The 24,354-nt window shown below is 49.7% G+C and carries 24 protein-coding genes and 1 tRNA gene; 21 read left to right on the top strand and 4 right to left on the bottom strand.

All coding sequences use genetic code 11. The annotated features are described in order from the left end of the window. The first annotated feature begins 62 nt into the window (after positions 1 to 62). Both EFO84_RS11625 and truC read left to right on the top strand, forming a co-directional pair. Complete coding sequence (locus tag EFO84_RS11625; RefSeq protein WP_127348216.1) at positions 63 to 407, top strand: YqcC family protein; 345 nt, start codon at positions 63 to 65, stop codon at positions 405 to 407. Beyond that, positions 400 to 1,113 (top strand): tRNA pseudouridine(65) synthase TruC, encoded by a 714-nt coding sequence (truC, locus tag EFO84_RS11620; RefSeq protein ID WP_127348215.1) that lies wholly within the window; start codon positions 400 to 402, stop codon positions 1,111 to 1,113. Before EFO84_RS11625 ends, truC begins: the two co-directional genes overlap by 8 nt. Before the next feature lie 4 nt (positions 1,114 to 1,117). Here truC and dapD read toward each other — a convergent pair whose 3' ends face one another. Genes dapD through map form a run of 3 tightly spaced genes read right to left on the bottom strand, consistent with a single transcriptional unit; the run spans position 1,118 to position 5,386 of the window. Further along, positions 1,118 to 1,942 carry a 2,3,4,5-tetrahydropyridine-2,6-dicarboxylate N-succinyltransferase gene (dapD, locus tag EFO84_RS11615; protein WP_127348214.1) on the bottom strand — a complete coding sequence of 275 codons (825 nt, stop codon included), beginning with the start codon at positions 1,940 to 1,942 and terminating at the stop codon, positions 1,118 to 1,120. Positions 1,943 to 1,963: 21 nt separating this feature from the next. Further along, positions 1,964 to 4,591, bottom strand: a complete 2,628-nt coding sequence (gene glnD, locus EFO84_RS11610) for a [protein-PII] uridylyltransferase (RefSeq protein WP_127348213.1) — start codon at positions 4,589 to 4,591, stop codon at positions 1,964 to 1,966. After that, complete coding sequence (gene map / locus EFO84_RS11605; protein WP_127348212.1) at positions 4,592 to 5,386, bottom strand: type I methionyl aminopeptidase; 795 nt, start codon at positions 5,384 to 5,386, stop codon at positions 4,592 to 4,594. It lies immediately after the preceding gene. A 323-nt stretch (positions 5,387 to 5,709) separates the two neighbouring features. Here map and rpsB point away from each other — a divergent pair, with 323 nt between their 5' ends. The 17 genes from rpsB (at position 5,710) to EFO84_RS11520 (ending at position 22,439) form a co-directional block, all read left to right on the top strand. Further along, positions 5,710 to 6,441 (top strand): 30S ribosomal protein S2, encoded by a 732-nt coding sequence (gene rpsB / locus EFO84_RS11600; protein WP_127348211.1) that lies wholly within the window; start codon positions 5,710 to 5,712, stop codon positions 6,439 to 6,441. 26 nt (positions 6,442 to 6,467) lie between these two features. Continuing rightward, positions 6,468 to 7,346 carry a translation elongation factor Ts gene (gene tsf / locus EFO84_RS11595; protein ID WP_127348210.1) on the top strand — a complete coding sequence of 293 codons (879 nt, stop codon included), beginning with the start codon at positions 6,468 to 6,470 and terminating at the stop codon, positions 7,344 to 7,346. Between the two features lie 116 nt (positions 7,347 to 7,462). Further along, a complete protein-coding gene (gene pyrH / locus EFO84_RS11590) occupies positions 7,463 to 8,197 on the top strand; it encodes a UMP kinase (protein WP_127348209.1) in 735 nt (244 codons plus the stop codon). A gap of 65 nt (positions 8,198 to 8,262) precedes the next feature. Beyond that, the gene (gene frr, locus EFO84_RS11585; RefSeq protein WP_431355333.1) at positions 8,263 to 8,784 is read left to right on the top strand and encodes a ribosome recycling factor; all 522 of its coding nucleotides are present in this window, start codon (positions 8,263 to 8,265) and stop codon (positions 8,782 to 8,784) included. A 110-nt stretch (positions 8,785 to 8,894) separates the two neighbouring features. Continuing rightward, positions 8,895 to 9,638 carry a polyprenyl diphosphate synthase gene (gene uppS / locus EFO84_RS11580; protein WP_240642704.1) on the top strand — a complete coding sequence of 248 codons (744 nt, stop codon included), beginning with the start codon at positions 8,895 to 8,897 and terminating at the stop codon, positions 9,636 to 9,638. A 2-nt stretch (positions 9,639 to 9,640) separates the two neighbouring features. Continuing rightward, complete coding sequence (locus EFO84_RS11575) at positions 9,641 to 10,504, top strand: phosphatidate cytidylyltransferase (protein ID WP_127348207.1); 864 nt, start codon at positions 9,641 to 9,643, stop codon at positions 10,502 to 10,504. Then, positions 10,504 to 11,721, top strand: coding sequence for a 1-deoxy-D-xylulose-5-phosphate reductoisomerase (gene ispC / locus EFO84_RS11570; protein ID WP_276317325.1), 1,218 nt, complete (start codon positions 10,504 to 10,506; stop codon positions 11,719 to 11,721). The genes EFO84_RS11575 and ispC overlap by 1 nt, the downstream gene beginning before the upstream one ends. Beyond that, positions 11,715 to 13,070, top strand: a complete 1,356-nt coding sequence (rseP, locus tag EFO84_RS11565; RefSeq protein ID WP_127348205.1) for a sigma E protease regulator RseP — start codon at positions 11,715 to 11,717, stop codon at positions 13,068 to 13,070. The genes ispC and rseP overlap by 7 nt, the downstream gene beginning before the upstream one ends. 35 nt (positions 13,071 to 13,105) lie before the next feature. Continuing rightward, positions 13,106 to 15,592 carry an outer membrane protein assembly factor BamA gene (gene bamA, locus EFO84_RS11560; protein WP_127348204.1) on the top strand — a complete coding sequence of 829 codons (2,487 nt, stop codon included), beginning with the start codon at positions 13,106 to 13,108 and terminating at the stop codon, positions 15,590 to 15,592. A gap of 36 nt (positions 15,593 to 15,628) precedes the next feature. After that, positions 15,629 to 16,144, top strand: coding sequence for an OmpH/Skp family outer membrane protein (locus EFO84_RS11555; protein WP_164742442.1), 516 nt, complete (start codon positions 15,629 to 15,631; stop codon positions 16,142 to 16,144). Between the two features lie 4 nt (positions 16,145 to 16,148). After that, positions 16,149 to 17,174, top strand: a complete 1,026-nt coding sequence (lpxD, locus tag EFO84_RS11550; RefSeq protein ID WP_127348202.1) for a UDP-3-O-(3-hydroxymyristoyl)glucosamine N-acyltransferase — start codon at positions 16,149 to 16,151, stop codon at positions 17,172 to 17,174. Positions 17,175 to 17,188: 14 nt separating this feature from the next. Further along, complete coding sequence (gene fabZ / locus EFO84_RS11545; protein WP_127348201.1) at positions 17,189 to 17,644, top strand: 3-hydroxyacyl-ACP dehydratase FabZ; 456 nt, start codon at positions 17,189 to 17,191, stop codon at positions 17,642 to 17,644. After that, entirely contained in the window at positions 17,645 to 18,409 is a 765-nt protein-coding gene (gene lpxA, locus EFO84_RS11540) for an acyl-ACP--UDP-N-acetylglucosamine O-acyltransferase (protein ID WP_127348200.1), read from the top strand. A gap of 2 nt (positions 18,410 to 18,411) precedes the next feature. Further along, positions 18,412 to 19,575: a lipid-A-disaccharide synthase gene (gene lpxB / locus EFO84_RS11535; RefSeq protein WP_127348199.1), complete on the top strand. Its 1,164-nt coding sequence runs from the start codon at positions 18,412 to 18,414 to the stop codon at positions 19,573 to 19,575. A gap of 96 nt (positions 19,576 to 19,671) precedes the next feature. Then, a complete protein-coding gene (locus tag EFO84_RS11530; protein ID WP_127348198.1) occupies positions 19,672 to 20,628 on the top strand; it encodes a glutathione S-transferase family protein in 957 nt (318 codons plus the stop codon). Next, positions 20,625 to 21,452: a pirin family protein gene (locus tag EFO84_RS11525; RefSeq protein ID WP_127348197.1), complete on the top strand. Its 828-nt coding sequence runs from the start codon at positions 20,625 to 20,627 to the stop codon at positions 21,450 to 21,452. Before EFO84_RS11530 ends, EFO84_RS11525 begins: the two co-directional genes overlap by 4 nt. A gap of 18 nt (positions 21,453 to 21,470) precedes the next feature. Then, positions 21,471 to 22,439, top strand: a complete 969-nt coding sequence (locus EFO84_RS11520; RefSeq protein ID WP_205701979.1) for an NAD(P)H-quinone oxidoreductase — start codon at positions 21,471 to 21,473, stop codon at positions 22,437 to 22,439. Positions 22,440 to 22,465: 26 nt separating this feature from the next. On the opposite strand, the gene EFO84_RS11515 is transcribed toward EFO84_RS11520, so the two are convergent. After that, positions 22,466 to 22,550, bottom strand: a tRNA-Tyr gene (locus tag EFO84_RS11515). A gap of 98 nt (positions 22,551 to 22,648) precedes the next feature. Between EFO84_RS11515 and xerD the strand changes: the two genes are divergently transcribed. Together xerD and dsbC are read left to right on the top strand one after the other, a co-directional pair. After that, the gene (gene xerD, locus EFO84_RS11510) at positions 22,649 to 23,557 is read left to right on the top strand and encodes a site-specific tyrosine recombinase XerD (protein WP_127348196.1); all 909 of its coding nucleotides are present in this window, start codon (positions 22,649 to 22,651) and stop codon (positions 23,555 to 23,557) included. Between the two features lie 32 nt (positions 23,558 to 23,589). Continuing rightward, positions 23,590 to 24,354, top strand: coding sequence for a bifunctional protein-disulfide isomerase/oxidoreductase DsbC (dsbC, locus tag EFO84_RS11505; RefSeq protein ID WP_127348195.1), 765 nt, complete (start codon positions 23,590 to 23,592; stop codon positions 24,352 to 24,354).

Genomic DNA, 24,354 nt, shown 5'->3' with positions numbered 1-24,354 from the left:
CAAGGTCATTTTTGCGGAACTATGTGCGCCATTATACCGATGAATCAGTCGTGGAGATAGTAATGGACCAACGACAACGGGCCGCGCGATTACTAGAGCGTATTGAAGCTGAGCTGCACTGCTTAGGCTTGTGGCAAAATCATTTTCCGTCGTCACAGGCGTTAGCCAGCGACCAGCCTTTTGCTATTGATACCCTAGATTTTCACCAGTGGTTGCAATTCATTTTATTGCCGCGCATGTGGGAGATGATCGATGGTGAACATCCGTTACCGCAGAATATTGCGGTAAGCCCAATGGCCGTGCAAGTGTATAGTGACAAGCTAGAACACCACGAAGAACTGATCTTGGCATTACGACAGTTCGATATCTTATTAAGCGGTAGCGATCCCCTCGCTGACGATGTCTAATCTTACTATTGTTTATGATGATGCCAGCTTGGTGGTGATTGATAAGCCGGCTGGCCTCTTAGTTCACCGCAGTTGGATAGCCCGCGAAGCCACTGAATTTGCGCTACAACAACTCCGCGATCAAATCGGTCAGCGGGTTTATCCGGTGCACCGTCTTGATCGTCCAACCTCAGGCTTATTAGTGTTTGGCAAAGATGCCGACACGGCACGCTTACTCAGTGAGCAATTTGCCGAGCGCCACGTGACTAAGCGCTATCATGCGATTGTACGAGGCTATTTGGGCGACGGTGTGTTGGATTATCCGTTAAAAGAAGAGCTCGACAAAATTGCCGATAAACGCGCGAAGCAGGATAAAGAGCCCCAGCCTGCACTGACCGAATATCGCTGTGTGCAGCAATTTGAATTGCCTGTCGCGGTGACTGATAGGCACCCAACCAGCCGCTATTCATTGATGGAATTATGGCCAAAAACCGGTCGGAAACATCAACTACGTCGTCACATGGCTCATTTGCGCCATCCGATTATTGGTGATACTCGTCATGGTGACAGCCGCCAAAATCGCTATTTTCGTGAAAATCATAAGCTAACACGATTGTTGCTAGCGGCGACTGGGTTACAGTTTCAGCACCCGCATAGTGGCGCCGCTATTAATCTTCAGGTGCCGATTCCGCCCGAGTTTTTGCAGCCGTTTGTGGCAGCTGAATAAGCGCCTAGTCGACTAGGCGCAGCAGCTCGTTGATACCGACTTTCTCGCGGGTTTTGGCATCAACTTTTTTAACGATAATAGCGGCGTATAGGCTGTATTTTCCGCAGGCGCTTGGCAAGCTACCGGGAACAACCACCGCACCTGCGGGTACTCGACCGTAATGCACTTCACCGGTTTCACGGTCGTAAATACGAGTACTTTGGCCGATATACACGCCCATAGAGATAACCGCGCCGGTTTCTACAATGACGCCTTCAACGATCTCTGAGCGGGCGCCGATAAAGCAGTTATCTTCAATAATAGTTGGATTGGCTTGTAGGGGTTCAAGCACACCACCAATACCAACACCACCTGATAAATGCACATTTTTGCCAATTTGTGCGCAGGAGCCGACAGTCGCCCAGGTATCCACCATGGTGCCGTCATCCACGTAGGCACCAATGTTCACGTATGATGGCATGAGTACCACGTTGCGACCGATAAACGCGCCTTTACGCACCATAGCCGGCGGTACCACGCGCATGCCTTCGGCACGAAAGCGTTGCTCATCATAGTTGGCAAACTTGCTCGCTACTTTGTCGAAAAAGCGTGTTTCAGCGCCATCCATAACCTGATTGTCGTTGCAACGAAACGATAATAACACCGCTTTTTTTAACCACTGATGAACCTGCCATTGACCGTCAATTTTTTCTGCAACACGCAGCTCACCGGCGTCGATAGCGCTGATCACCTGGTCGATGTCGGCACGCAATTGGGCACTTACGGTGGCCGGAGAAATACTAGAGCGTTGTTCAAACGCGCTTTCAATGCGCTGTTGTAAATCGGTCATGTTGGTCGTCCTAAGTCATAGTTAATCGAGCGCGGCAATAATTTGTTGCCGCAGCAATTCGCGCTGATGGCTATCGAGAGCCTGTTGCTGACGCGTTGAGACAATAAAAAGATCTTCAGCTTGTTCGCCGACGGTGGTGATTTTAGCGGCCAAGATATTGATATCCAAGTCTTGTAATACTTTAGCAACACGCGCCACCAAGCCAGGGCGGTCTAGCGTGGTCAGTTCAAAGGCACTGCGGCGTTGATTCTTTTCCGCCACGAACTCAACCCGTGTTGGCACTGAAAAACTGCGTAACTGGCGCGGTATGCGCCGCTGTGCATGGGGCACGGGTTGGCGCTTACGCAGCACATCATGGAGCTGCTGGTGCAAGCGCTCGCAGGCTGAGCTGTCGGTTAATGGCTGGCCTTGTTCGTTAAGAATAATGAAGGTATCCATGACGTAACCATCACGGGTCGCCAAAATTTGCGCATCATGAATACTGATACTTTGGCTATCTAATACCGCGGCCACGGCGGCAAATAAATTAGCTTGTTCTTCGGTATAGATAAACAGCTCAGTGGTACCGCGATTATTCTCGTCACCAATCAGGATAAGCGGTAATTCATGGTCATCACGTAGCGCCGCAATGGCGCGGGTATGCCAACAAATTTGTTCGGCTTGATGGCGCAGAAAGTAATCGGCGGTAAAACGCGACCAAAGTTGCTGGATGTGCTCGTGGGCGAGCCCAGCACTGAGTAATAGCGCCAGTGCTTGCTGCTGGTTTTGGGCAATCCGAGCCCGCAGTTCAAGCGCTGCTGAGGGTTTGTTTTGCTGCAAAAAGCTGCTAGTAGCGTGGTATAGATTTTCCAGTAACGTGGCTTTCCAGTTATTCCATAAGCTGCTGTTGGTGGCACGAATGTCTGCCACTGTTAAGCAATAAAGATAGTCGAGATGTTGCTGAGTTCCCATTAACGCGGCAAATTCGCGGACTACTTCGGGGTCATGAATATCGCGCTTTTGGGCAGTCACTGACATCATTAAATGATGCTGCACCAGCCATGCGATCAGCTCGGCATCATCCTGCTCTAAATTGTGCGCCACGGCAAAATTGCGGGCATCGATGGCACCTAGATCGGAGTGATCGCCGCCGCGACCTTTGGCGATATCGTGAAAGATGCCGGCCAAATACAATAATTCCGGCTTATCAAAGCTGGCGACCAAGTCGGCGCAAAGCGGAAATTCACTGGCGTAGTGGGGATCACTGTAACGGTACAGGTTACGCACCACGCGATAACTGTGCTCGTCTACGGTATAGGCGTGGAATAAGTCAAATTGCATCTGCCCAACAATTTGCTGCCACTGCGGCAAATAATGCGCCAAGATTTTGTGCTTATGCATCAAGCTGAGGGCATGACCGCAGCCATTGGGATGGCGCATGATGGCCATAAACAACTGTCGACATTGCTCATCATCAGATAGTGGGCGACGCAAACTGCGTCGGGCATTACGCAATAAGCGAATGGTTTGCGCTTGCACCGCCTGAATATCGCCGTGTTCGGCAATTAATAAGAAGAAACTCATAATTTGCCGTGGGTGACTGAACACTTGGTCATGGCGCGCAACAATGCTGTGACCGACACGCTTAAAGTCAGCGTTAAGCTCGCTAGAACTGCGATTGTCAGTGCCCGCAGCTGGTTGACTAAGGTTAGGTGCTAAAATGGCCTGCTCAAAAAACTGCAATAACATAGCGTTAAGTTCACTGACGGCGACCACGGCATTAAAGTAATCTTTCATCATGGCTTCAACGCAGCGTTTACCTGACTCACCGTAGCCCATGCGTGCGGCCACCCCAGGTTGATAATCAAATAATAAACGGTCCTCTTTTTTGCCGGCTTCAAGGTGAAGAGCAAAACGAACGCGCCAGAGAAAATCTTGGTGGCTGCGCAGTTCGATGAGTTCTGCTGCGGTCACATAGCCATATTCGACTAATGCTTCATCGCTTTGGGTCTGAAAATGTCGTTTGGCGATCCAGCTGATGGTTTGAATGTCGCGCAAGCCGCCTGGGCTACTTTTAATATTCGGCTCAAGATTATACGAGGTGCTGTGGTATTGCTGATGCCGCTGTTGCTGTTCGCGTAGCTTGGCCTGATAAAAATTACGGCTGCTCCAGGGCAAATGGTGGTGCACTTCCATGGTGAAGCGGGCGGCCAATTCTTTGTCGCCAATTAACCAGCGGTGCTCCAATAAACTGGTCGCGGTGCTGATATCATCGGCGGCTTGCTGCAAACATTCAGCGATAGTGCGCACACTGTGGCCGACATCAAGCCGCAGATCCCACAAGCATTGCACAAACTGCACCAAAGCCTGATTGCTGGCTTGGTCTAATGGTTGTTGATGCAGAATGAGTAAATCAATATCAGAACCGGGGTGCAGTGTACCGCGACCGTAGCCACCAACAGCGAGCACACACAGTTGCTGTTGTGGCAGATCGAATTGTTGCCATAAATAGCTGACGAGGCTATCGATTACTGCACTGCGCTGCTGTAAGAGCTGCTCAATGGCTGCACTAGAAAAGGCATCTGCTTGTTGCTGCTGGGCTTGCTCGAGCGTGTCGCGCAGCTGATTGATGTCCAATGGATGCGGCCACACCACAGCGGCTGAGGTCATTTATGCGGCACTCGAATGATCAATAATACGCGGTAATTGCTCATCGCTGCGTAAAGTCAACACTTCAACACCGCTCTCGGTGACCAGCAGAGTGTGCTCCCACTGTGCGCTCAAGCTGCGATCTTTGGTTAGCACAGTCCAACCGTCACGCATCAATTTGGTGTGGCGTTTACCGGCGTTGACCATGGGCTCAATGGTAAAACACATGCCGGGTTTCAATACTTCGCCAGTACCTGGAGTACCGTAGTGCAGTATTTGCGGCTCTTCGTGGAATGTAGCGCCAATGCCATGGCCACAATATTCCCGCACAATGGAGTAGCCGTTGCTTTCGGCATGCTTTTGAATAGCTGCGGCGAAATCACCCATGCGAATACCCGGGCGCACCATATTAATCGCTAAATACAAACACTCTTGGGTGACACGGATCAGCCGCTCAGCCAAAATGCTCGGCTGGCCAATCACAAACATGCGCGAGGTATCGCCGTGATAACCGTCGACAATAACGGTTACGTCGAGGTTCATAATATCGCCATCTTTGAGCGGCTTGTCATTCGGAATACCATGACACACCACATGATTCAGCGAGGTACATACCGATTTAGGGAAACCGTGATAATTCAGCGGTGCAGGGATAGCGCCATTGGCAATGATGTAATCGTGACAACGTTGGTTGATTTCATCGGTGGTTACGCCGGCCTTCACGTACGGCACGATCATTTCCAGCACGTCGGCAGCTAAGCGCCCAGCCACGCGCATTTTTTCGATTTCGTCAGGGGTTTTGATGATAATACTCATGCCAATCAGTCGTCACTTATCTATTGCGCTAAAAAGGACGCTTAGTTTAGCAGTTTGACGGGCGCTATAAAAGTGCAAAAGCCAGCATAAAAGTTGCGCTGTTGCTGGATTTTATGGTATAAAGCGCGCGCACTTTCAAACACCTCGTTCACTGCCACTCGTTGGTGTTGAGTGGGGCAACGGTTTGTAAGGCATTAACTTAAACACACACATACATCGTCACATCGTTCGGGGTGCTTGCGCCGGCAACTGTTAACCACAGGTCACGCGGGTCGAATTATGGGATGTATGGAGGCATAACCCCTTTAAAAAGGAAACTTATCATGGCAAACGTGTCAATGCGTGACATGCTGCAAGCTGGCGTCCACTTCGGTCACCAAACGCGCTTCTGGAACCCTAAGATGAAACCGTTCATCTTCGGCGCTCGCAACAAAATTCATATCATCAACTTAGAAAAAACTGTACCAATGTTCAACGATGCGTTGAGCTTCTTGCAACACGTTGCATCGAACAAAGGTAAAGTTTTATTTGTTGGTACCAAACGCTCAGCGACTGAATCAGTTCAGGAAGCAGCGATTGCTAGCAAACAGTTTTATGTGAACCACCGCTGGTTAGGCGGTATGTTGACTAACTGGAAAACTGTTCGTCAATCAATCAAGCGTTTAAAAGAGTTAGAAATTCAAAGCCAAGACGGCACCTTCGACAAGCTGACCAAGAAAGAAGCGTTGGTAAACACCCGCGAAATGGAAAAGCTTGAGAAGAGCCTTGGTGGTATTAAAGATATGGCTGGTTTGCCAGACGTATTATTCGTGATCGACGCTGACCACGAACACATTGCCATCAAAGAAGCCAATAACCTGGGTATTCCAGTTATTGCTGTGGTTGATACCAACTCAAATCCTGATGGCGTTGATTATGTCATTCCAGGTAACGACGATGCCATTCGTGCAGTGCAACTGTATTTGAATGCAGCGGCTGCAGCGATCAACGAAGGCCGCGGCGCGGTTGTTGAAGGCAAAGCAGACGATTTCGTTGTAGCTGACGAAACCGAATAAAGTCATCAGATTAAGAGGACCAAGCAATGGCTATTACAGCAGCTCTGGTAAAAGAACTGCGCGAGCGCACAGCCGCTGGCATGATGGATTGTAAAAAAGCACTTGAAGAGACCAATGGTGATATCGAAGCAGCGATCGAACTGATGCGTAAAAGCGGTCAGGCGAAAGCAGCCAAGAAAGCCGGTCGAATTGCTGCTGAAGGCGTGATCTTAGTTAAAACTGCTGGCAACGTAGGTACTGTGGTTGAACTGAACTGCGAAACCGATTTCGTTGCTCGCGATGATAACTTTGTTGGCTTTGGCGAAAAAGTAATCAATGCTGCCTTTGCAAATCAAGAAAATGACATCGAAAAACTGTTAGCGACCGACATCGGTGGCGCCACAGTTGAAGAAACACGTTCTACGTTGGTTGCTAAAATCGGCGAAAACATGAACGTGCGTCGGGTACTGACTTTGAACGCTGGTGACATCGTTGAAAGCTATGTTCACGGTGGTCGTATTGGTGTGTTGGTGGCATTGCAAGGCGGTTCTGCTGAGTTAGCGAAAGACGTTGCTATGCACGTTGCTGCTAGCGCGCCACAATTCGTGAAGCCAGAAGACGTATCAGCCGAAGTGGTTGATATGGAGCGTCGCATTCAGTTAGACATCGCAATGCAAAGTGGCAAGCCACAAGAAATTGCTGAGAAAATGATTGAAGGTCGTATGCGTAAGTTCACTGGCGAAATCAGCTTGACTGGTCAAGCCTTCGTGAAAGACCCATCAATGACTGTTGGTGAGTTACTGAAGCAGAAAGGTGCTGAAATCATCACTTTCGTACGTTACGAAGTGGGTGAGGGCATCGAGAAGAAATCAGAAGATTTCGCGGCTGAAGTTCAAGCACAAATGGCGGCGGCGAAAAAGGGCTAAGCCCGATGACGCGTCCACCGTTGGTGACGAAGTAACAGAAAACCGCATCATGCCTAGCACGATGCGGTTTTTTTTGGGCATAATACAAGGGTACCCTGCAGATGGAGAACGAACCAATGACAACCAGCAAAGCAACTTACCGGCGGATACTATTAAAGCTCAGTGGTGAAGCGCTGATGGGTGATGAGCAATTTGGTATTGATCCCAAAGTGCTTGATCGTATGGCACAAGAAATCAAAGAGCTGGTAGAGCTTGGGGTGCAAGTTGGTTTGGTGATCGGCGGCGGTAATCTGTTTCGCGGCGAAGGCTTAGCCAAAGCTGGCATGAATCGGGTGGTCGGTGATCACATGGGTATGCTGGCCACGGTGATGAATGGCCTAGCCATGCGGGATGCCTTACATCGTGCCTTTGTTAACGCCCGCTTAATGTCGGCCATTGACCTCAAAGGGGTCTGCGATAGTTACAACTGGGCCGATGCCATTAGCTTATTGAAGTCAGGCCGGGTAGTGATATTCTGCGCCGGTACGGGTAATCCATTCTTCACCACTGATTCGGCAGCTTGTTTACGCGGTATCGAAATTGAAGCTGATTTAGTCCTCAAAGGTACTAAGGTGGACGGTGTTTATTCGGCCGATCCGGTGAAAGATCCCAATGCACAATTGTACAAACAAATCAGCTATAATGAGGTGCTACAAAAGCAGCTCAAAGTGATGGACCTAGCTGCCTTTACCCTAGCGCGCGATCACAACTTACCGATTCGAGTGTTCAACATGAACAAACCCGGTGTATTGCGAGCAGTGGTGACTGGCGCTGACGAAGGTACCTTGATTTGTAATGAACCAGACGCGTAAGTGTTCACGATTAAATAAAGGAAAACAACGTGATAAACGAGATTAAGCAAGACTGTAAACAACGAATGGAAAAGAGCGTTGAAGCATTACGCACGCAAATTTCTAAAGTGCGTACTGGTCGTGCCCACCCAAGTATTCTTGATGGTGTGATGGTGTCGTACTATGGCAGCGATACGCCATTACGACAAATTGCCAACGTGACCATTGAAGATTCACGTACGCTTGCTATCACAGTGTTTGATAAATCAGCAAGCCCAGCGGTCGAGAAAGCTATTTTAACCGCTGATTTAGGCTTAAATCCGTCGTCGGCCGGTACCGTGATTCGGGTACCATTGCCACCTTTGACCGAAGAGCGTCGTCGCGACTTGGTCAAAGTAGTGCGTGCGGAAGCGGAACAAGGCCGAGTTGCTGTGCGTAACGTACGCCGCGATGCCAACAGCGACCTTAAAGAATTACTGAAAGAAAAAGAAATCTCAGAAGATGACGAACGTCGCGCTGCGGATGAAATTCAAAAAATGACTGATCTCTACGTGTCCAAAATTGACCAGTTACTCGCCGAGAAAGAAAAAGAACTGATGGAAGTTTAAGCAATCGCTTACGCCTTCGTTGGTACAACGCGCCGTGTCAGGTATACTCACACGGCGCATTTTTTTATATGGCAACCACAATGATAAGTACGGATCACAGGGAAATTCGCATGCCACGTCACGTGGCTATAATCATGGACGGCAACGGTCGTTGGGCACAGCTGCGCGGCAAACATCGAACTTATGGGCACAAAGCGGGCGCCGAGGCGGTTCGAGCAGCGGTAGCGTTTTGTCGTAAACGTGGCATTGAGGCATTGACCTTATTTGCCTTTAGTAGTGAAAATTGGAAGCGCCCTGAGCAAGAAGTCTCGGTGCTCATGGAGCTGTTTTTCACGGTACTCAAACGGGAAGTGAAAAAGCTACACAAACATAATGTGCGCTTGCGCATCATCGGTGATGTGAGTGGTTTTTCTGAGCGTTTGCAACAGCGTATTCGCGAGGCTGAGCAATTAACCGCTGAGAATACCGCATTGCAGCTAAATATTGCCGCCAACTATGGTGGTCGCTGGGATATTAGCCAAGCAGCACGGCAGTTGGCTGAACGCGTCGCTGCAGGGCAACTGCGTAGTGACGAAGTGACTGAAACAACGCTCGGTGAGTGTATGCAACTGGCCGATCAGCCGGCGCCTGATTTGTTGATTCGTACTGGTGGCGAGCATCGCATTAGTAACTTTTTATTATGGCAATTGGCTTATGCTGAATTTTATTTCAGCCAAGTATTATGGCCTGACTTTAATGATCGTGAATTTGCCGCAGCTATCGCTGACTTTAGTTGTCGCGAGCGGCGCTTTGGTTTAACCAGTGAGCAGATTCAGCAAGCGATTCTAGATACTGATGTAACAGCTGAGGAATAACTTTGCTAAAACAACGTCTTATAACTGCACTGATACTTATTCCGCTGGCTCTTTACTGCGTTTTCGCTATTTCCCTAGAGGCATTTTCGCTGGCTATTTTAGTGGTGATCACCGCGGGTGCGTGGGAATGGGCACCATTGATGGGATTACGTCGACTTGCGAGTAAATTAGCCTACACAGCTTCGGTGGCATTGATGTTAGCGCTGCTGATTTATTGGGTTCCAGTGGATCAAATATGGCAAGACCGGCAGCTACACCCTATATACTACAGCTTGGTGATGGTCGGTTTCGGCTGGTGGATTATCGCTACGTTGTTAACTCTTAAATATCCAAATAGTCGACGTTTATGGTCGCGCACACGGTCAATTGTTGGCGTATTTGGCTACTTAACACTTATCCCAGCCTGGGTTGGCTTATTGGCGGTACGCAGCCTCAATTATTCTGAAAGTACGGTATTTGGCGGCTTTGCTGTACTGTTTGTGTTGCTACTGGTGTGGGCCGCTGATGTCGGCGCGTTCTTTGCCGGTGTGCGCTATGGCCGCAATAAATTAATGCCGGCGGTAAGCCCCGGTAAAACCATGGAAGGCCTGATTGGTGGTATTGCCTTAGCCTTCGTGGTGATGATGGTGGTCAGTCATTGGGTTAAGGTACCTGCTGATCAATTTAATGGCTATTACCTCACTGGGCTATTAACTGTTGTTGCTTCGGTGTTTGGCGATCTGAGTGAAAGTATGTTTAAACGCTGTGCTGGGGTTAAAGATAGCGGCTCACTGCTACCTGGTCATGGTGGCGTGCTTGACCGCATTGATAGCCTGACCGCGGCGTTGCCGGTATTCACTGTATCTTATCTATGGTTGCTAGCGTGATCGTTGAGTCTCTGGTAGTGCCACAACGGGTGACAGTTTTGGGAGCAACCGGCTCAATTGGCTTGAACACCCTCAAGGTTATGGCCGCGCATCCTGAGTGGTTTCAGCTTTATGCCATCAGTGCTAACACCAATGTCAGCCTCATGCATGAGCTGTGCCTGCGTTATCAGCCGCGCTATGCGGCGATGCAATGTGAGGTAGCGGCGCGACAATTGCAGCAACTGCTCGGTACAGGTTCGGGTATTTTAGTGTTGAGCGGTGCCCAAGCACTGGCCGATATCGCCAGTGCCAGTGAAGTCGATTGCGTGATGGCGGCGATTGTCGGCGCTGCCGGATTGATGCCGACTATGGCTGCGGTGCAAGCCGGGAAACGGGTGCTATTGGCGAATAAAGAAGCCTTGGTGATGTCAGGGCAATTGTTTATTGATGCGGTCGCTGAATCTGGCGCGCAACTGCTCCCCATTGATAGTGAACACAATGCTATTTTTCAATGTTTGCCAGCGCAGGTGCAACAGCAGTTGGGCCGCGCTGATTTAGCCGCTGCCGGCGTTGAACAGATTTTGCTGACCGGCTCGGGTGGACCTTTTCGCCAGTTACCTTTAGCTGAACTTGCGCAGCAAACTCCTGCCGCCGCGTGTGCGCACCCTAATTGGTCGATGGGGCAAAAGATCTCGGTTGATTCCGCCACCATGCTGAACAAGGGGTTGGAATATATTGAAGCGCGCTGGCTGTTCAATTGTAAGCCCGCGCAGCTCAAGGTTTTACTGCATCCACAAAGCGTGGTGCACTCGATGGTGCAATTTAGTGACGGTTCGGTACTGGCGCAATTGGGTCAACCAGACATGCGTACCCCTATTGCCTATGGGTTGAGTTATCCGCAGCGTATCAGCGCCGGTGTTGCACCGTTAGATTTCACCCAGTTGAGCGCATTAACCTTTAGTGCTGTTGACCAGCAACGTTATCCTTGCCTGCAACTGGCGATTGATGCGTGCTGGCAAGGGCAGTGGGCGACTACCAGCTTAAATGCAGCGAACGAGGTTGCAGTGGCGGCTTTTCTAGCAGGGCAAATTAAGTTTACCGATATTCACAACGTTTGTGCCGAGGTGTTAGCAGCAATTTCGCCCACCACACTGAACTCTCTGGCGGCGATTGTGTCACTAGATGAAGAAACGCGCCGCTTGGCGCAACAACAGGTAGCGCGGTATCAATTATGTTAGATATTTTATGGTCACTAGCGGCGTTTATTGTCACGCTCGGCATTCTGGTCACCATTCATGAATTTGGCCACTTTTGGGTGGCGCGCCGTTGTGGTGTTCAAGTACTCACCTTTTCAGTTGGCTTTGGTAAACCATTGTGGCAGCGTCAGGCCGCTGACGGCACCTATTATCAAGTCGGCGCGATTCCGCTCGGCGGCTACGTGCGAATGCTCGACAGCCGTGTCGATGAGGTCAGCGCTGCGGACTATCCTCGCAGTTTTAATGCGCAATCAGTTAAAAAACGTGCCGCGATTGTTGCCGCAGGGCCGTTGGCAAACTTTATCCTCGCCATTGTGGTGCTGTGGGCGATGTTTATTATTGGGGTGCCATCGGTCAAGCCAATCATCGGTAGCGTCAGCGAAAACTCCGTTGCTGCCCGCGCTGGCGTAACCGTCGGCAGTGAAATTATTGCTATTAACGGTGATACCACTGAAGATTGGCAGCAGGTTAATCTGGCGTTCGCTGGTGCCGTAGGTGCACAGACGGTGAGCGTGACCGTACGCGATGCCAATCAACGTGAGCAAGCCTATCAGTTCGATATCAGTGATTGGCGCATTGGGCAGCAGCAACAGCCTACCTTTGTCGACCTAGGCCTGTTGCCGTACCGTCCGCAAGCTACCACTGAACTGGTGGAGATTGCAGAGAATTCGCCAGCGGCAGCCGCCGGCCTGCAAGTTGGCGATAAAATTATTGCCATAGATGGAACTCTCGTCACTGAATGGTCTCAAATCAGGGATGTTATTATTGCCAATCCGCAGCGTACAATGGATTTTGAACTGCAACGCGGTCAGCAAACGCTCATGCAGCAGGTTACTCTTGGTAGTCAAGAGGGCAGCGATGGGCAACGTGGTTTCTTAGGTGTTGTGCCCTATGTCGAGCCATACCCAGAGCAGTATCAGTTCGAGCAGCGTTATGGCTTAGTAGAAAGTTTGCAAAAGGGTACTGAACGTACCTGGGAATTGATGGTGTTGAGTGTCAAAATGATTGGCAAACTACTCACCGGCATTGTCTCAGTGAATCAATTAAGTGGCCCGGTAGCTATTGCGGAAGGGGCGGGTGCTTCGGCAAGTTATGGGTTGGTGTATTTTTTAGGGTTTCTCGCGCTTATCAGTGTTAATCTCGGCATCATAAATCTGTTACCATTACCGATATTAGATGGTGGACATTTGGTGTTTTTAACCATTGAAGGTATTCGTAGACGAGCTGTCTCGGACCGTGTGCAAGAGATTTGCTACCGCATTGGTGGTCTATTGATCTTTGCGCTTATGGCGATTGCAATTAGCAATGACGTACTTCGTCTCACGCAGTGAGTTCACATAAACAATAAACAATTAAGTTGCACAGAATGACGTTAAAGAAGCTGTTTTTAAGTGCATTGATGGCGGCAGTGGCAATGCCGGCCGCCATCAGTGCAGAAAGTTTTGTGGTAGAAGATATTCGTATTCGCGGCTTGCAGCGCGTAGCTCTTGGCGCTGCGTTAACCTACATTCCGGTGCGCGTTGGAGACACCATTGACGAAACGCAAATTCGTCAAAGTATCCGTTCGCTGTATTCCTCAACCCATTTTAATAATGTGGTGGTGAAGCGCGAGGGCTCGACCCTAGTCTTTGAAGTGTCTGAGCGGCCGACCATCAGTGCTATCGATTTTGACGGTAATAAAGAATTAAAAGACGAGCAATTGGTTGAATCATTAACCGATCAAGGCATTGTCGAAGGTGAACCACTTGACCTGACCATCATTGCGCAAATCGAAACTGGCCTGGAAGATTTTTATCACTCTATCGGTAAATACAATGCCGACGTGTCGGTATCGGTGGTGAAACAACCGCGTAATCGTGTGCGCTTGAAGATTGAGTTTGAAGAGGGCGAATCAGCTGAAATTCAGCAGATTAACATTGTTGGTAACACCAAGTTTAGCGATGATGAAATTTTAGCCCAGCTGGAGCTAAAAGACGATTTGCCATGGTGGAACATTTTAGGTCAAACACGCTATCAAAAATCGCAATTATCTGGCGACCTTGAAAGTCTCGAATCATTTTATAAAGACCGTGGCTATTTAACTTTCGCGATTGAATCAGTACAAGTCACCATGACCCCCGATCGCCGCGGTGTTTACGTGACCATTAACGTCAACGAAGGTGAAGTATTCACGGTTCGTGAAACCAAGGTCATCGGCGAATTGCGCGGTCAGGAAGAAATCATTGAACGCTTGATTAAGCAAAGCGCTGGTACTCAGTACTCCGCTGCTGACGTTACCGCGCGTGAAGAGTATATTGCAAAACTCTATGGTCGCTTTGGTTATGCCTATCCAGAAGTAACCGCGTTTCCAACCATCATAGAAGAGACCAATGAAGTCGATCTTACTTATTCGGTAAATCCTGGTAAGCGTATTTACGTCAATCGTATTACCTTTGTTGGTAATAATGCGACCCAAGATGAAGTTCTGCGGCGTGAAATGCGTCAGCTTGAGGGGGCGCCACTTAACGAAGATGCACTTGAGCAAAGTAAGGTTCGTCTTGAACGTTTAGGTTTTTTTGAAACCGTTGAACACACGACTGAGCGAGTGCCGGGTCAGGATGACCGTGTAGACGTGAAATATGTCGTCAAGGAGCAGCCGTCAGGCTCGTTTAACTTCACTTTCGGTTATGGCGATTATTCTGGTCTACAAATTGGTGCTGGTGTCACTCAAGATAACTTTTTGGGTACGGGTAATCGTGCGGCTCTAAATATCAACACCAACCGCTATAGCCGCGATTTGAGTTTTAGTTTCCTTGAGCGGTATTTCACCCGAGACGGTGTGAACTTGTCTGGCTCAGTGTATTTGAGTGAGTTTGATGCGGGTAAGCAGGACAACCTGATCCGCTACAACAAAAAGCAATACGGCTTGCAGTCTAACGTGCAATTCCCGATTAACGAGGTAACCAGCATAAGTTTCGGTTTAGCTTATCGGAACGAGGAAATTACCGACGTTGAAGGCTATGAGCAGATTCGTCAGTTTTATCGTCCATACATTGACCAACAAAATCCTAATGACGGTGTGGCGTTCGATATTTTTGAGGCGAACTTGGGTTGGAGCCGTGTTACCTTAAATCGCGGAGTATTTCCAACCGCTGGTTCGTCGAATTCAATATTATTTGATGTCACTGCACCAATGAGCGATGTCAATTATTTCCGCTTAAGTTATGACTTCAAGCATTTTTGGCCGATCACCGATGCCCACGATTGGGTCTTTGCGTCACGCTTTAAGCTTGGTTATGGTAATGGTTATGGTAAAGACTCTCGCGGAAATGAATATTTGTTCCCGTTTTATGAGAACTTCCGTGTTGGCGGTAATCAAAACTTACGTGGTTTTGAAGCCAATGCTATTGGGCCGCGTGCCATTTATCGCTACCCGGTAGAGACCCCTAGTATCCCAGGCTATGACGGGATACCCAGTGGTCTGCCAGCAGGACCGGGTGCTGATACGTTGGCGGTGAGCCAATTCTCGGTTGGTGGTAACGCCATGTTCGTTGGTGGATTTGAACTTATCTTCCCGACACCATTGATTAAAGATGAATCAAAAAATTCGGTACGCAGTAGTTTTTATGTTGATGTGGGTACAGTGTGGGATACCGAGTTCCGTTATGATAATTATCGTAACCTCAGCTTAGCGCCCGGTTCATTCCCGCTGGAAGACTATAGTTCACCGGGTAATTTCAGAGCGTCCGCCGGTATTGCATTGCAATGGTTGTCACCGATGGGGCCACTGACATTCTCATTTGGTCGACCACTGAAAAGTGAAGATGGCGATCGTACACAAACCTTTAGTTTCAATTTTGGAACCAGTTTTTAATTATTATTTTATATCGCGAAAGCAAAGGAGTTTAGCGTGAATACATTGTTGAAATCAGTCGCAGTAGTAGCTTTATTATCAGTCAGCGTTTTTGCGAATAGTGCCGAAGCACAGCAAAAAATTGGTGTGGTCAATTTTCAAGTAGTGTTTCAAAACTTGCCTGAAACACAAATGATTGAAAGCACCGTGCAAGAAAAAATGAAAGCTCAGAACGACGAACTGCGTTCACTCGAAGAGCAAATGACGAAACTCGGTGAAGAGTTCCAACGCGATCAAGCAACCCTGTCTAACCGTGAAAAGTTAGAGATTCAGCGTAAAATGGAAGTGTTAGAAGCCACTTATAAACTGAAAGGCCAAGCTTTTAATGAAGATGCTCAGCGTTATATGCAACAAGAGCGTAATCAAGTGTTAGCAAAAATTGCTCGTGAAGCTGAAGCGTTGGCAAAAGCCCAAGGTTTTGATGTGGTATTAGATGCCACCACAGTCATTTTTGCTGCTGAAGCGATTGACCTGTCACAGCAGCTGATCACTAAGTTGAAAGCAGGTAACTAATACCATGCAGACATTTAGCCTACAGCAGCTGGCAGATAAAATCGGCGCTGAGGTGGTCGGTGATGGTTCGTTGACCATCACCGCGGTCGCCACACTTGCCTCGGCTAAGCCGGGGCAAATTGCATTTCTGGCTAATGAAAAGTATCGTTCGCAAGTTGATACAACTGGTGCCAGTGCAATCATTGTTGCTCCCAACGTTGCTGTACCAGAGCACATCGCCGCACTGCGGGTGAATAACCCTTATGCCGGCTTTGCTCGGATCTCTCAGTTATTGGATACCACTCCTAATCCAGCGCAAGGTATCGATGCCAGTGTGCGTATCGGTGCTAATGTTCGCCTCGGTCATAATGTCCATATTGGTGCTAATACGGTCATTGCCGACAATGTGGTGCTGGGCGACAATGTGATGATTGGTGTGGGTTGTTACCTTGGCGAAGGGGTGCAGATTGGTTCCAACACCAAACTGTGGCAGCATGTGGTGGTTTATCACCAGTGTGTGATTGGTGAACATTGCCTTGTCCACAGTGGCACAGTGATTGGTGCAGATGGCTTCGGCTGGGCCAATGAGTCAGGTAAATGGGTCAAAATTCCGCAGCTAGGCCGCGTGCTTATCGGTGATCGCGTTGACATTGGTGCGAGTACCACCATTGACCGCGGCGCCTTGGATGACACCGTGATTAGTAACGGTGTCATTATTGATAACCAGTGCCAGATTGCACACAATGTGTTTATTGACGAAGATACTGCGATTGCCGGCTGTACTGTGCTGGCGGGTAGTTGCCGAATTGGCAAGCGCTGCTTGATCGGCGGTGCTAGTGCTATTAATGGTCACATCAGCATCTGCGATGATGTGCAAATTAGTGGCTTCTCGATGGTCATCAAAGAGATCACCGAAGCCGGCGCTTATGCATCTGGAATACCGGCAGCACCGCAACGAGAGTGGCGTCGAAATGGTGCGCGCTATCGGCAATTAGACGAGTTGTTCCAACGGGTGAAACAACTTGAAAAACAAATGACTCATAACGATTAATCTGGAGATTTCGCGTGGCTAACGACCAAGGCGCTTTTGATATCAAGGAAGTATTGCGATTACTACCGCACCGTTACCCATTTTTGTTGGTTGATAAAGTGGTGGCTTGTGACGCCAAAACTAGCATTCACGCGATAAAAAACGTCACCGTCAACGAGCCTATTTTTACCGGCCACTTTCCGGAGAATCCTATTTTTCCGGGCGTACTGATCCTTGAAGCGCTGGCACAAGCAGCTGGTCTATTAGGGTTTAAAATCACCAGTAGTGATCCGGGTGTGAATGACCTGTACTTGTTTGCTGGGGTTGATAATGCGCGCTTTAAGCGGCAAGTGTTGCCAGGTGATACCATGCATTTGCATGTCACCTTTGTCAAAGAGCGGCGGGGTATTTGGGTGTTTTCTGGGCGCGCTGAAGTGGATGGCGAGTTGGCCTGTAGCGCTGATATTATTTGTGCAAGACGAGAAGTTTAAGTGATTCATTCGACCGCAATCATTGATCCATCCGCGCAAATTGGGCGCGACGTAGAAATTGGAGCCTATAGCATTATTGGTGCCGATGTAGTGATTGGCGACCAGTGTGTCATCGGCCCTCATGTGGTGCTGCGTGGTCCAACGGCACTCGGGCGTAATAACCGTATTTTCCAGTTTTCTTCGGTGGGTGAAGATTGCCAAGATAAAAAATTCAAGGGCGAGCCGACACAACTCATCATCGGCGATAACAATATCATTCGTGAGTTTGTTACTATCCATCGCGGCACCGTGCAAGACCAAGGTATAACGCGTATTGGTAGTGATAATTTGCTGATGGCATATGTGCATGTAGCACACGATTGTGTGGTAGGTGACCATGTTATCTTAGCCAATAACACCACCTTGGCAGGGCACGTGCATGTTGGGGACTGGGCTATTTTAGGTGGCTTTACTGGGGTTCATCAGTTTTGCCATATTGGTGCTCACGCCTTTACTGCAGTCAATTCCGTAGTGGTGCAAGACATTCCGCCATATATTATGGCGCAAGGGCACAATGCGGTGCCGCGCACTATTAATAGTGAAGGGTTAAAGCGGCGTGGTTTTAGTGCCGAGCAAATTACTACCATTAAACGTGCCTTTAAAATTCTTTATCGGCAGGGGCACACAGTTGCTGAGGCAGTCGCTAAGATGAGCGAACTCAATGCCGCAGAGCTCCAGCCGTTGATACATTTCATTCAAAACAGCTCACGCGGAATTATTCGGTAGCCGTGACACAGCATCATCAAGCCATTACCATTGCTCTGGTCGCCGGCGAACACTCCGGCGATTTACTTGGTGCTGGGCTGATCAGAGAATTAAAACAGCATTTTCCAAACGCCGAGTTTGTTGGTGTGGGTGGCCCGCTGATGCAGGCACAGGGCTTTGATAGCTTGCTGCCCATGGATGACCTAGCGGTGATGGGTCTCGCCGAAGTACTGCGCCATTTACCGCGGCTTTTGCGCCATCGGCGTAGCGTTATTAAGCGGTTCATTGAGCAGCCGCCGGCGGTTTATATTGGTATTGATGCACCCGATTTTAACCTACCCATTGCCAAGCGCTTAAAAGCAGTTGGTATTCCCACCATGCATTATGTCAGTCCCTCAGTTTGGGCTTGGCGTCAGGGACGCATTCACGGTATTAAGCAGGCGGTTGATCATGTGCTCTGTTTACTGCCGTTTGAGAAAGCCTTTTATGATCAACACCAGCTTGCTGCGACTTTTGTTGGCCACCCCTTAGCGGACAGTATTCAGCGGCAAAGTGATCGTGATGCCGCCCGCCAGCAGTTGCAGTTGACCGTGAATCATGAGCAGCGGCTGATTGCACTGTTGCCCGGCAGCCGCAGTGGTGAGTTACAACGTTTGGCACCGCTGTTTTTACAAGCGGCAAGTCGACTTGCTGAGCGGCATGCCGATTGGCGTTTTATTGCGCCAATGATTTCGCCAGCACGTGCCCAGCAGTTTCAACAATTACAGCAGCGTTACGCGCCCAATCTAGCGATACAGGTAGTAAGCGGGCAGGCGAGAACGGTGATGGCAGCTGCCGATGTACTTCTGCTAACCTCGGGTACCGTGACCCTTGAAGCTATGCTGATAAAACGGCCCATGGTGGTTGCTTATCGTTTCAGTTGGCTGAGTTACGTGATTATTAAACGCTTATTTAAAGCTGCGTTTTTTAGTCTACCTAACTTACTAGCAGGGCGTCGATTGGTACCGGAGTTGGTGCAAGCCGAGGTTACCGTTGAGCGTTTAGTGACCGAGATAGAATTACTGCTTAATCAATCCAATCAGCCGTTACTGGATCAATTCGATCAGTTGCACGCGTTGTTGCAACAAGATGCCGATCGCCTGAGTGCCGAGGTAGCGAAGTCACTAATCCAAGACGCCCGTCAATAATTCGTTTTTTTAGAATTAAACATCCGTAATTTGGCAATCTTTATTCGATTTGATCACGTATATACTCAGTGTTTATCAACGCAAGGAGACAACACCATGGGTTTACTGGTTGACGGCAAATGGTACGATAAATGGTATGACACTGATAGCACTGGCGGCCGTTTTGAGCGTAGTGAGGCACAGTTTCGTAACCACATCGAGGCGGATAGTCGGGCGCGCTTTGCGGCGGAAAGCGGGCGCTATCATTTGTATGTATCTTATGCCTGCCCATGGGCGCACCGAACGCTAATTTTTCGCCGCTTAAAAGGCCTAGAGCCGCATATCACGGTATCGGTGGTTGACCCGTTAATGTTGGAGAGTGGCTGGGAGTTTGCCGCCGTACCGCTCAATGATGGCCTGTATGGTTTGGATTATTTGCATCAGTTGTATACCAAGGCGGATGCCAATTATAGCGGGCGCGTCACCGTACCTGTGCTGTGGGACAAAAAGTTACAGACGGTCGTCAGTAACGAGTCCGCGGACATCATTCGGATGTTCAACACGAGCTTTAACGAGCTGACCGGCAATACCCTTGATTTTTATCCGGCGGCATTGGCTGAGCAGATTGATGCAGTCAATGAGCGGGTCTATCATCGCATTAACAACGGCGTATACAAATGCGGCTTTGCGACCAGTAAAGAGCCTTATGAAGAGGCGTTTGCTGAGCTGTTTGCTGAGCTTGATCGGCTTGAAGAAGTGCTCAGTCAGCAGGCATTTATTGCCGGTGATCAAGTCACCGAGGCCGACTGGCGTTTGTTTACCACCTTAATTCGATTTGACGCAGTGTACTATTCGCACTTTAAGACCAATCGTCAACGGATTAGTGATTATCCAAATTTATCAGCTTATACCCGCGCGCTTTATCAACATCCGGGCATTGCTGAAACCGTGGTGATGGATCATATTAAGACCCATTACTACGCCAGTCACCGTATGATTAATCCAACTGGGATTGTCCCAGTTGGCCCACAACTAGACTTTGATGCGCCGCATGGGCGTGGAGCTGTGTTATGAGTGAGATTATTTTAACCCGGCATCGGGGCATGCCGGCCCAAGACGGCGCTGGCGTTAAGTTAACGCGTATCATCAATCAGCCGAGCTTGCGTTATCAAGACCCATTTTTAATGTTGGATGAATTTCGTTCCGATAATCCTAACGATTATATTGCCGGCTTTCCGCCGCACCCGCACCGTGGTTTTGTGACGCTTACCTACATGCTGGCTGGTCGCATGGAGCATAATGATTCGGTCGGTAATACCGGCGTGGTTGAGGCCGGTGGGGCGCAATGGATGAAAGCCGCGCGAGGCATTATTCATGCCGAAATGCCGAAACAAGAAGATGGCCTGATGTGGGGCTTTCAGCTGTGGATCAACCTACCGGCCGCGGAGAAAATGAGCCCCGCAGAGTGGGCTGACTATCCACAAAATATTATTCCTGAGGTGCAGTTTGGCGCCTCACTGGTACGCGTGATTGGCGGTGAGTTTGCCGCTCAGAAAGGCCCCGTACAACAACCCGGACAACAGTTTTTGATGCTCGACGCACGATTACAAGCCGGTGCGCCCGTGGGTATTGCCAGCGCTGGGCAAGGTTGTCGTTTAGCTTACGTGTATCAGGGCTCGGTGCAGGTCAATGGTGCGACTGTGCAACGCGGTGAATTGTTGCGCTTGGCGGCAACGGGTACGTTAGAGTTGAGCAGTGATCAGGCCGCTGGTGTGATCGTTTTAGCTGGCCAACCGATCAATGAGCCGATTGCGCAATACGGTCCGTTTGTGATGAATACTCAGCAAGAAATTGAACAAGCCATTGGTGATTACCAGCGTGGTCGCTTGACCGCATAACCCTTGAACGGAGCTACCATGAGCAGCATGTTCGCTTTGCATCATGATAACGGCGAGTTACGCCAACAGGCACTGGAGCTGCCGCCACTGGCTGCTGATGAGGTGCAAATTGCAGTGCATTATGCTGGAGTGAATCGCGCTGATGTATTGCAGTTGGCTGGGTTATATCCTGCACCTCCGGGCAGTAGCTCGATTATTGGCTTGGAAGTGTCGGGTATCGTGGTTGGTTGCGGCAGTTCAGTGCAGCACCTTGCCATGGGTGACCGCGTTTGCGCCTTGCTCAGCGGTGGTGGTTACGCCAGCCATGTTAATGTGCCAAGCGGGCAGGTAGCGCCCATACCTGCTGGCTTGAGCCTCGCTGACGGCGCAGCCATTTGTGAAGTGTTTGCCACCGCGTGGTTTAACTGTTTTATGTTGGCGCACTTGCAGCCTGGCGAACGGCTGCTGGTTCATGCTGGGGCATCAGCAGTGGGTCAAGCCGCTATTCAATTAGCGCGTTGGCAGCACATTGATTGTTTTGTGACCGTGGGTAGCGAGGCTAAGTTAACCCACTGCCTAGCGCTCGGCGCCAGCGCAGGGTGGAATCGCCAGCAGGGTGATTTCGTTGCCGCCGTGAAACAATGGGGCGGTGCTGACGTGATCCTCGATTGTGTTGGCGCGAACTATTTAGCCAGTAACCAACAGGTATTAAACACCGACGGTCGGCTCCTGCTGATTGGTTTATTGGGTGGTCGCACGGCCGAATTAGATATGGGGCTGATGCTGGTCAAGCGCCAACGGCTGCAGGGCAGTACTTTGCGGAGTCAATCAGTGGCAGTAAAAACCCAGATCATGAGGCAATTGCAGCAGCAGTTGTGGCCATTGTTTAATGAGGGCCAGTTAACGACCAGTATCGATACCGTGTATCCATTGGCTGAAGCCAATCAAGCGCTGAAACGATTAGCCGGTAATGACACGATGGGGAAATTGCTGTTACAGGTGGTGTAAAACTAAGGGCAGAGGCGATAAGAAGTTGGTGGAGGGGGCAGGATTCGAACCTGCGAAGGCTGAGCCGTCAGATTTACAGTCTGATCCCTTTGACCGCTCGGGAACCCCTCCACTGCAACGAGCGGGCATAATAGCAGATTGAGACTGGCTGTAAACCCCGTTATGATGATTTATCGTATGCCATCTGTCCGCAACTGAATGAGTAACCCATGGGTGTAGCAATTGCCGCCGAAACCGATGAACTAATCGCCCAATTTTTAGACCGACTGTGGCTGAAACAAGGGGTGAGTAAGCATACCAGCAGTGCTTATCAAACCGATTTACGCAATTTTGAACGCTTTTTGAGCAGTCATCAACGCGGCTCGTTGCTCAGTGTTCACGCAACAGAATTAGAAGATTACTTGCTCTGGCGTCGGCAACAAGGGTTATCACCACGTAGCACCAATCGCGCTCTCAGTGCCATCAAAAAATTCTATCAGTACGCCTGCAGCGAGCGGCTCTGCGCGTTTGACCCAAGCAGTCGTCTGCAACGGCCCAAGCAACCGCAAAGTATTCCGCATAGTCTGTCAGAAGCTGAGGTTGACGCCTTACTGCAAGCCCCGCAGGTCGACGATCCAATACAATTACGTGACCGCGCTATGCTTGAAGTGCTCTATGCCAGTGGCTTGCGGGTCACTGAATTGGTGCAATTGACTGCCAGCCAAGTGTCGATGCAGCAAGGCTTGGTGCGGGTGATCGGTAAGGGCAACAAGGAACGCTTGGTACCACTTGGTGAAGAAGCCTTGGATTGGCTGCAGCGCTATATCCGCGAGGCGCGGCCACAGCTATTGCGGCAGCCCTGTGATTGGCTGTTTATTACGCGTCGCGGTGGGCCGTTAACACGGCAAGCATTTTGGCATCGAATCAAGTACTATGCAGGGCAGGCTGATATTCGCTCGCATTTGTCGCCGCATACTCTGCGGCATGCCTTTGCTACCCATTTACTCAATCATGGGGCGGATTTGCGAGTGTTACAGATGTTGTTGGGGCATAGTGATTTGTCCACCACACAAATTTATACCCACGTGGCACGTGAGCGCTTGCAGCAACTGCATGCTGCGCATCATCCACGGGCGTAATTATTTTCAGACACGTTAGATAGGAATTTGGTATGACCATTAAAGTTGTAAGTAGTTGGCTGGCCTTATCTGCGGCTATGGCCGTGAGCTTGAGTGCTTGCAGTGAAGCGTCACCGCGAATGGCTACCACTACGCCAGAAACTGCCACGGCAGATGCGGCAACAATTGATACCTCACGACTCACTGCAGTGGGCTTTAAGGTTGAGTCGGTACAACCATCGCCGATTGCTGGGGTGTATGAAGTGATCACCGATCAAGGCTTATTTTATGTCGCCAATGATGGTGCGCTGCTGATTAGCGGTCGTATGTATGACATTACTGGGCCTGAGCCGGTAAATATCAGCGACCTCAGCTTAAATAGCATGCGCCAACAGCAATTGCAGCAGTATACCGATACCATGTTGGTTTACGCGGCTCCGCAAGAAAAACATGTGATCACAGTGTTTACCGACCCAACCTGCGGCTACTGCAAGCAGTTGCATCAAAATATGGCGCAATATCATGATGCCGGCGTAACCGTGCGTTATCTAGCCTATCCGCGCAGCGGTGTCAGCGGTAGTGCCGGCAAAACCCTGCAAAATGTATGGTGTTCGAGCGATCCATTGAATGCTCTGAGTGTGGCCAAAAATGGTGGCATAGTGCCTGCTGCTCGGTGCGATAACCCAGTTGCTGAGCATTATGCCCTAGGGCAAAAATTTGGTGTGACGGGTACACCCGCAATTATTTTGCCAAATGGCGAGTTAATTCCCGGGCTACTGCCGTTACCGATGCTACTTGAGCGCTTAGCTGACTTGTAA

The sequence above is a fragment of the Pseudidiomarina mangrovi genome, assembly GCF_003999375.1.
GTDB classification, from domain to species: Bacteria; Pseudomonadota; Gammaproteobacteria; order Enterobacterales; family Alteromonadaceae; genus Pseudidiomarina; species Pseudidiomarina mangrovi.
Note: the sequence above shows the minus strand (reverse complement) of the source record. Positions and strands in the feature narration are given on the sequence as shown.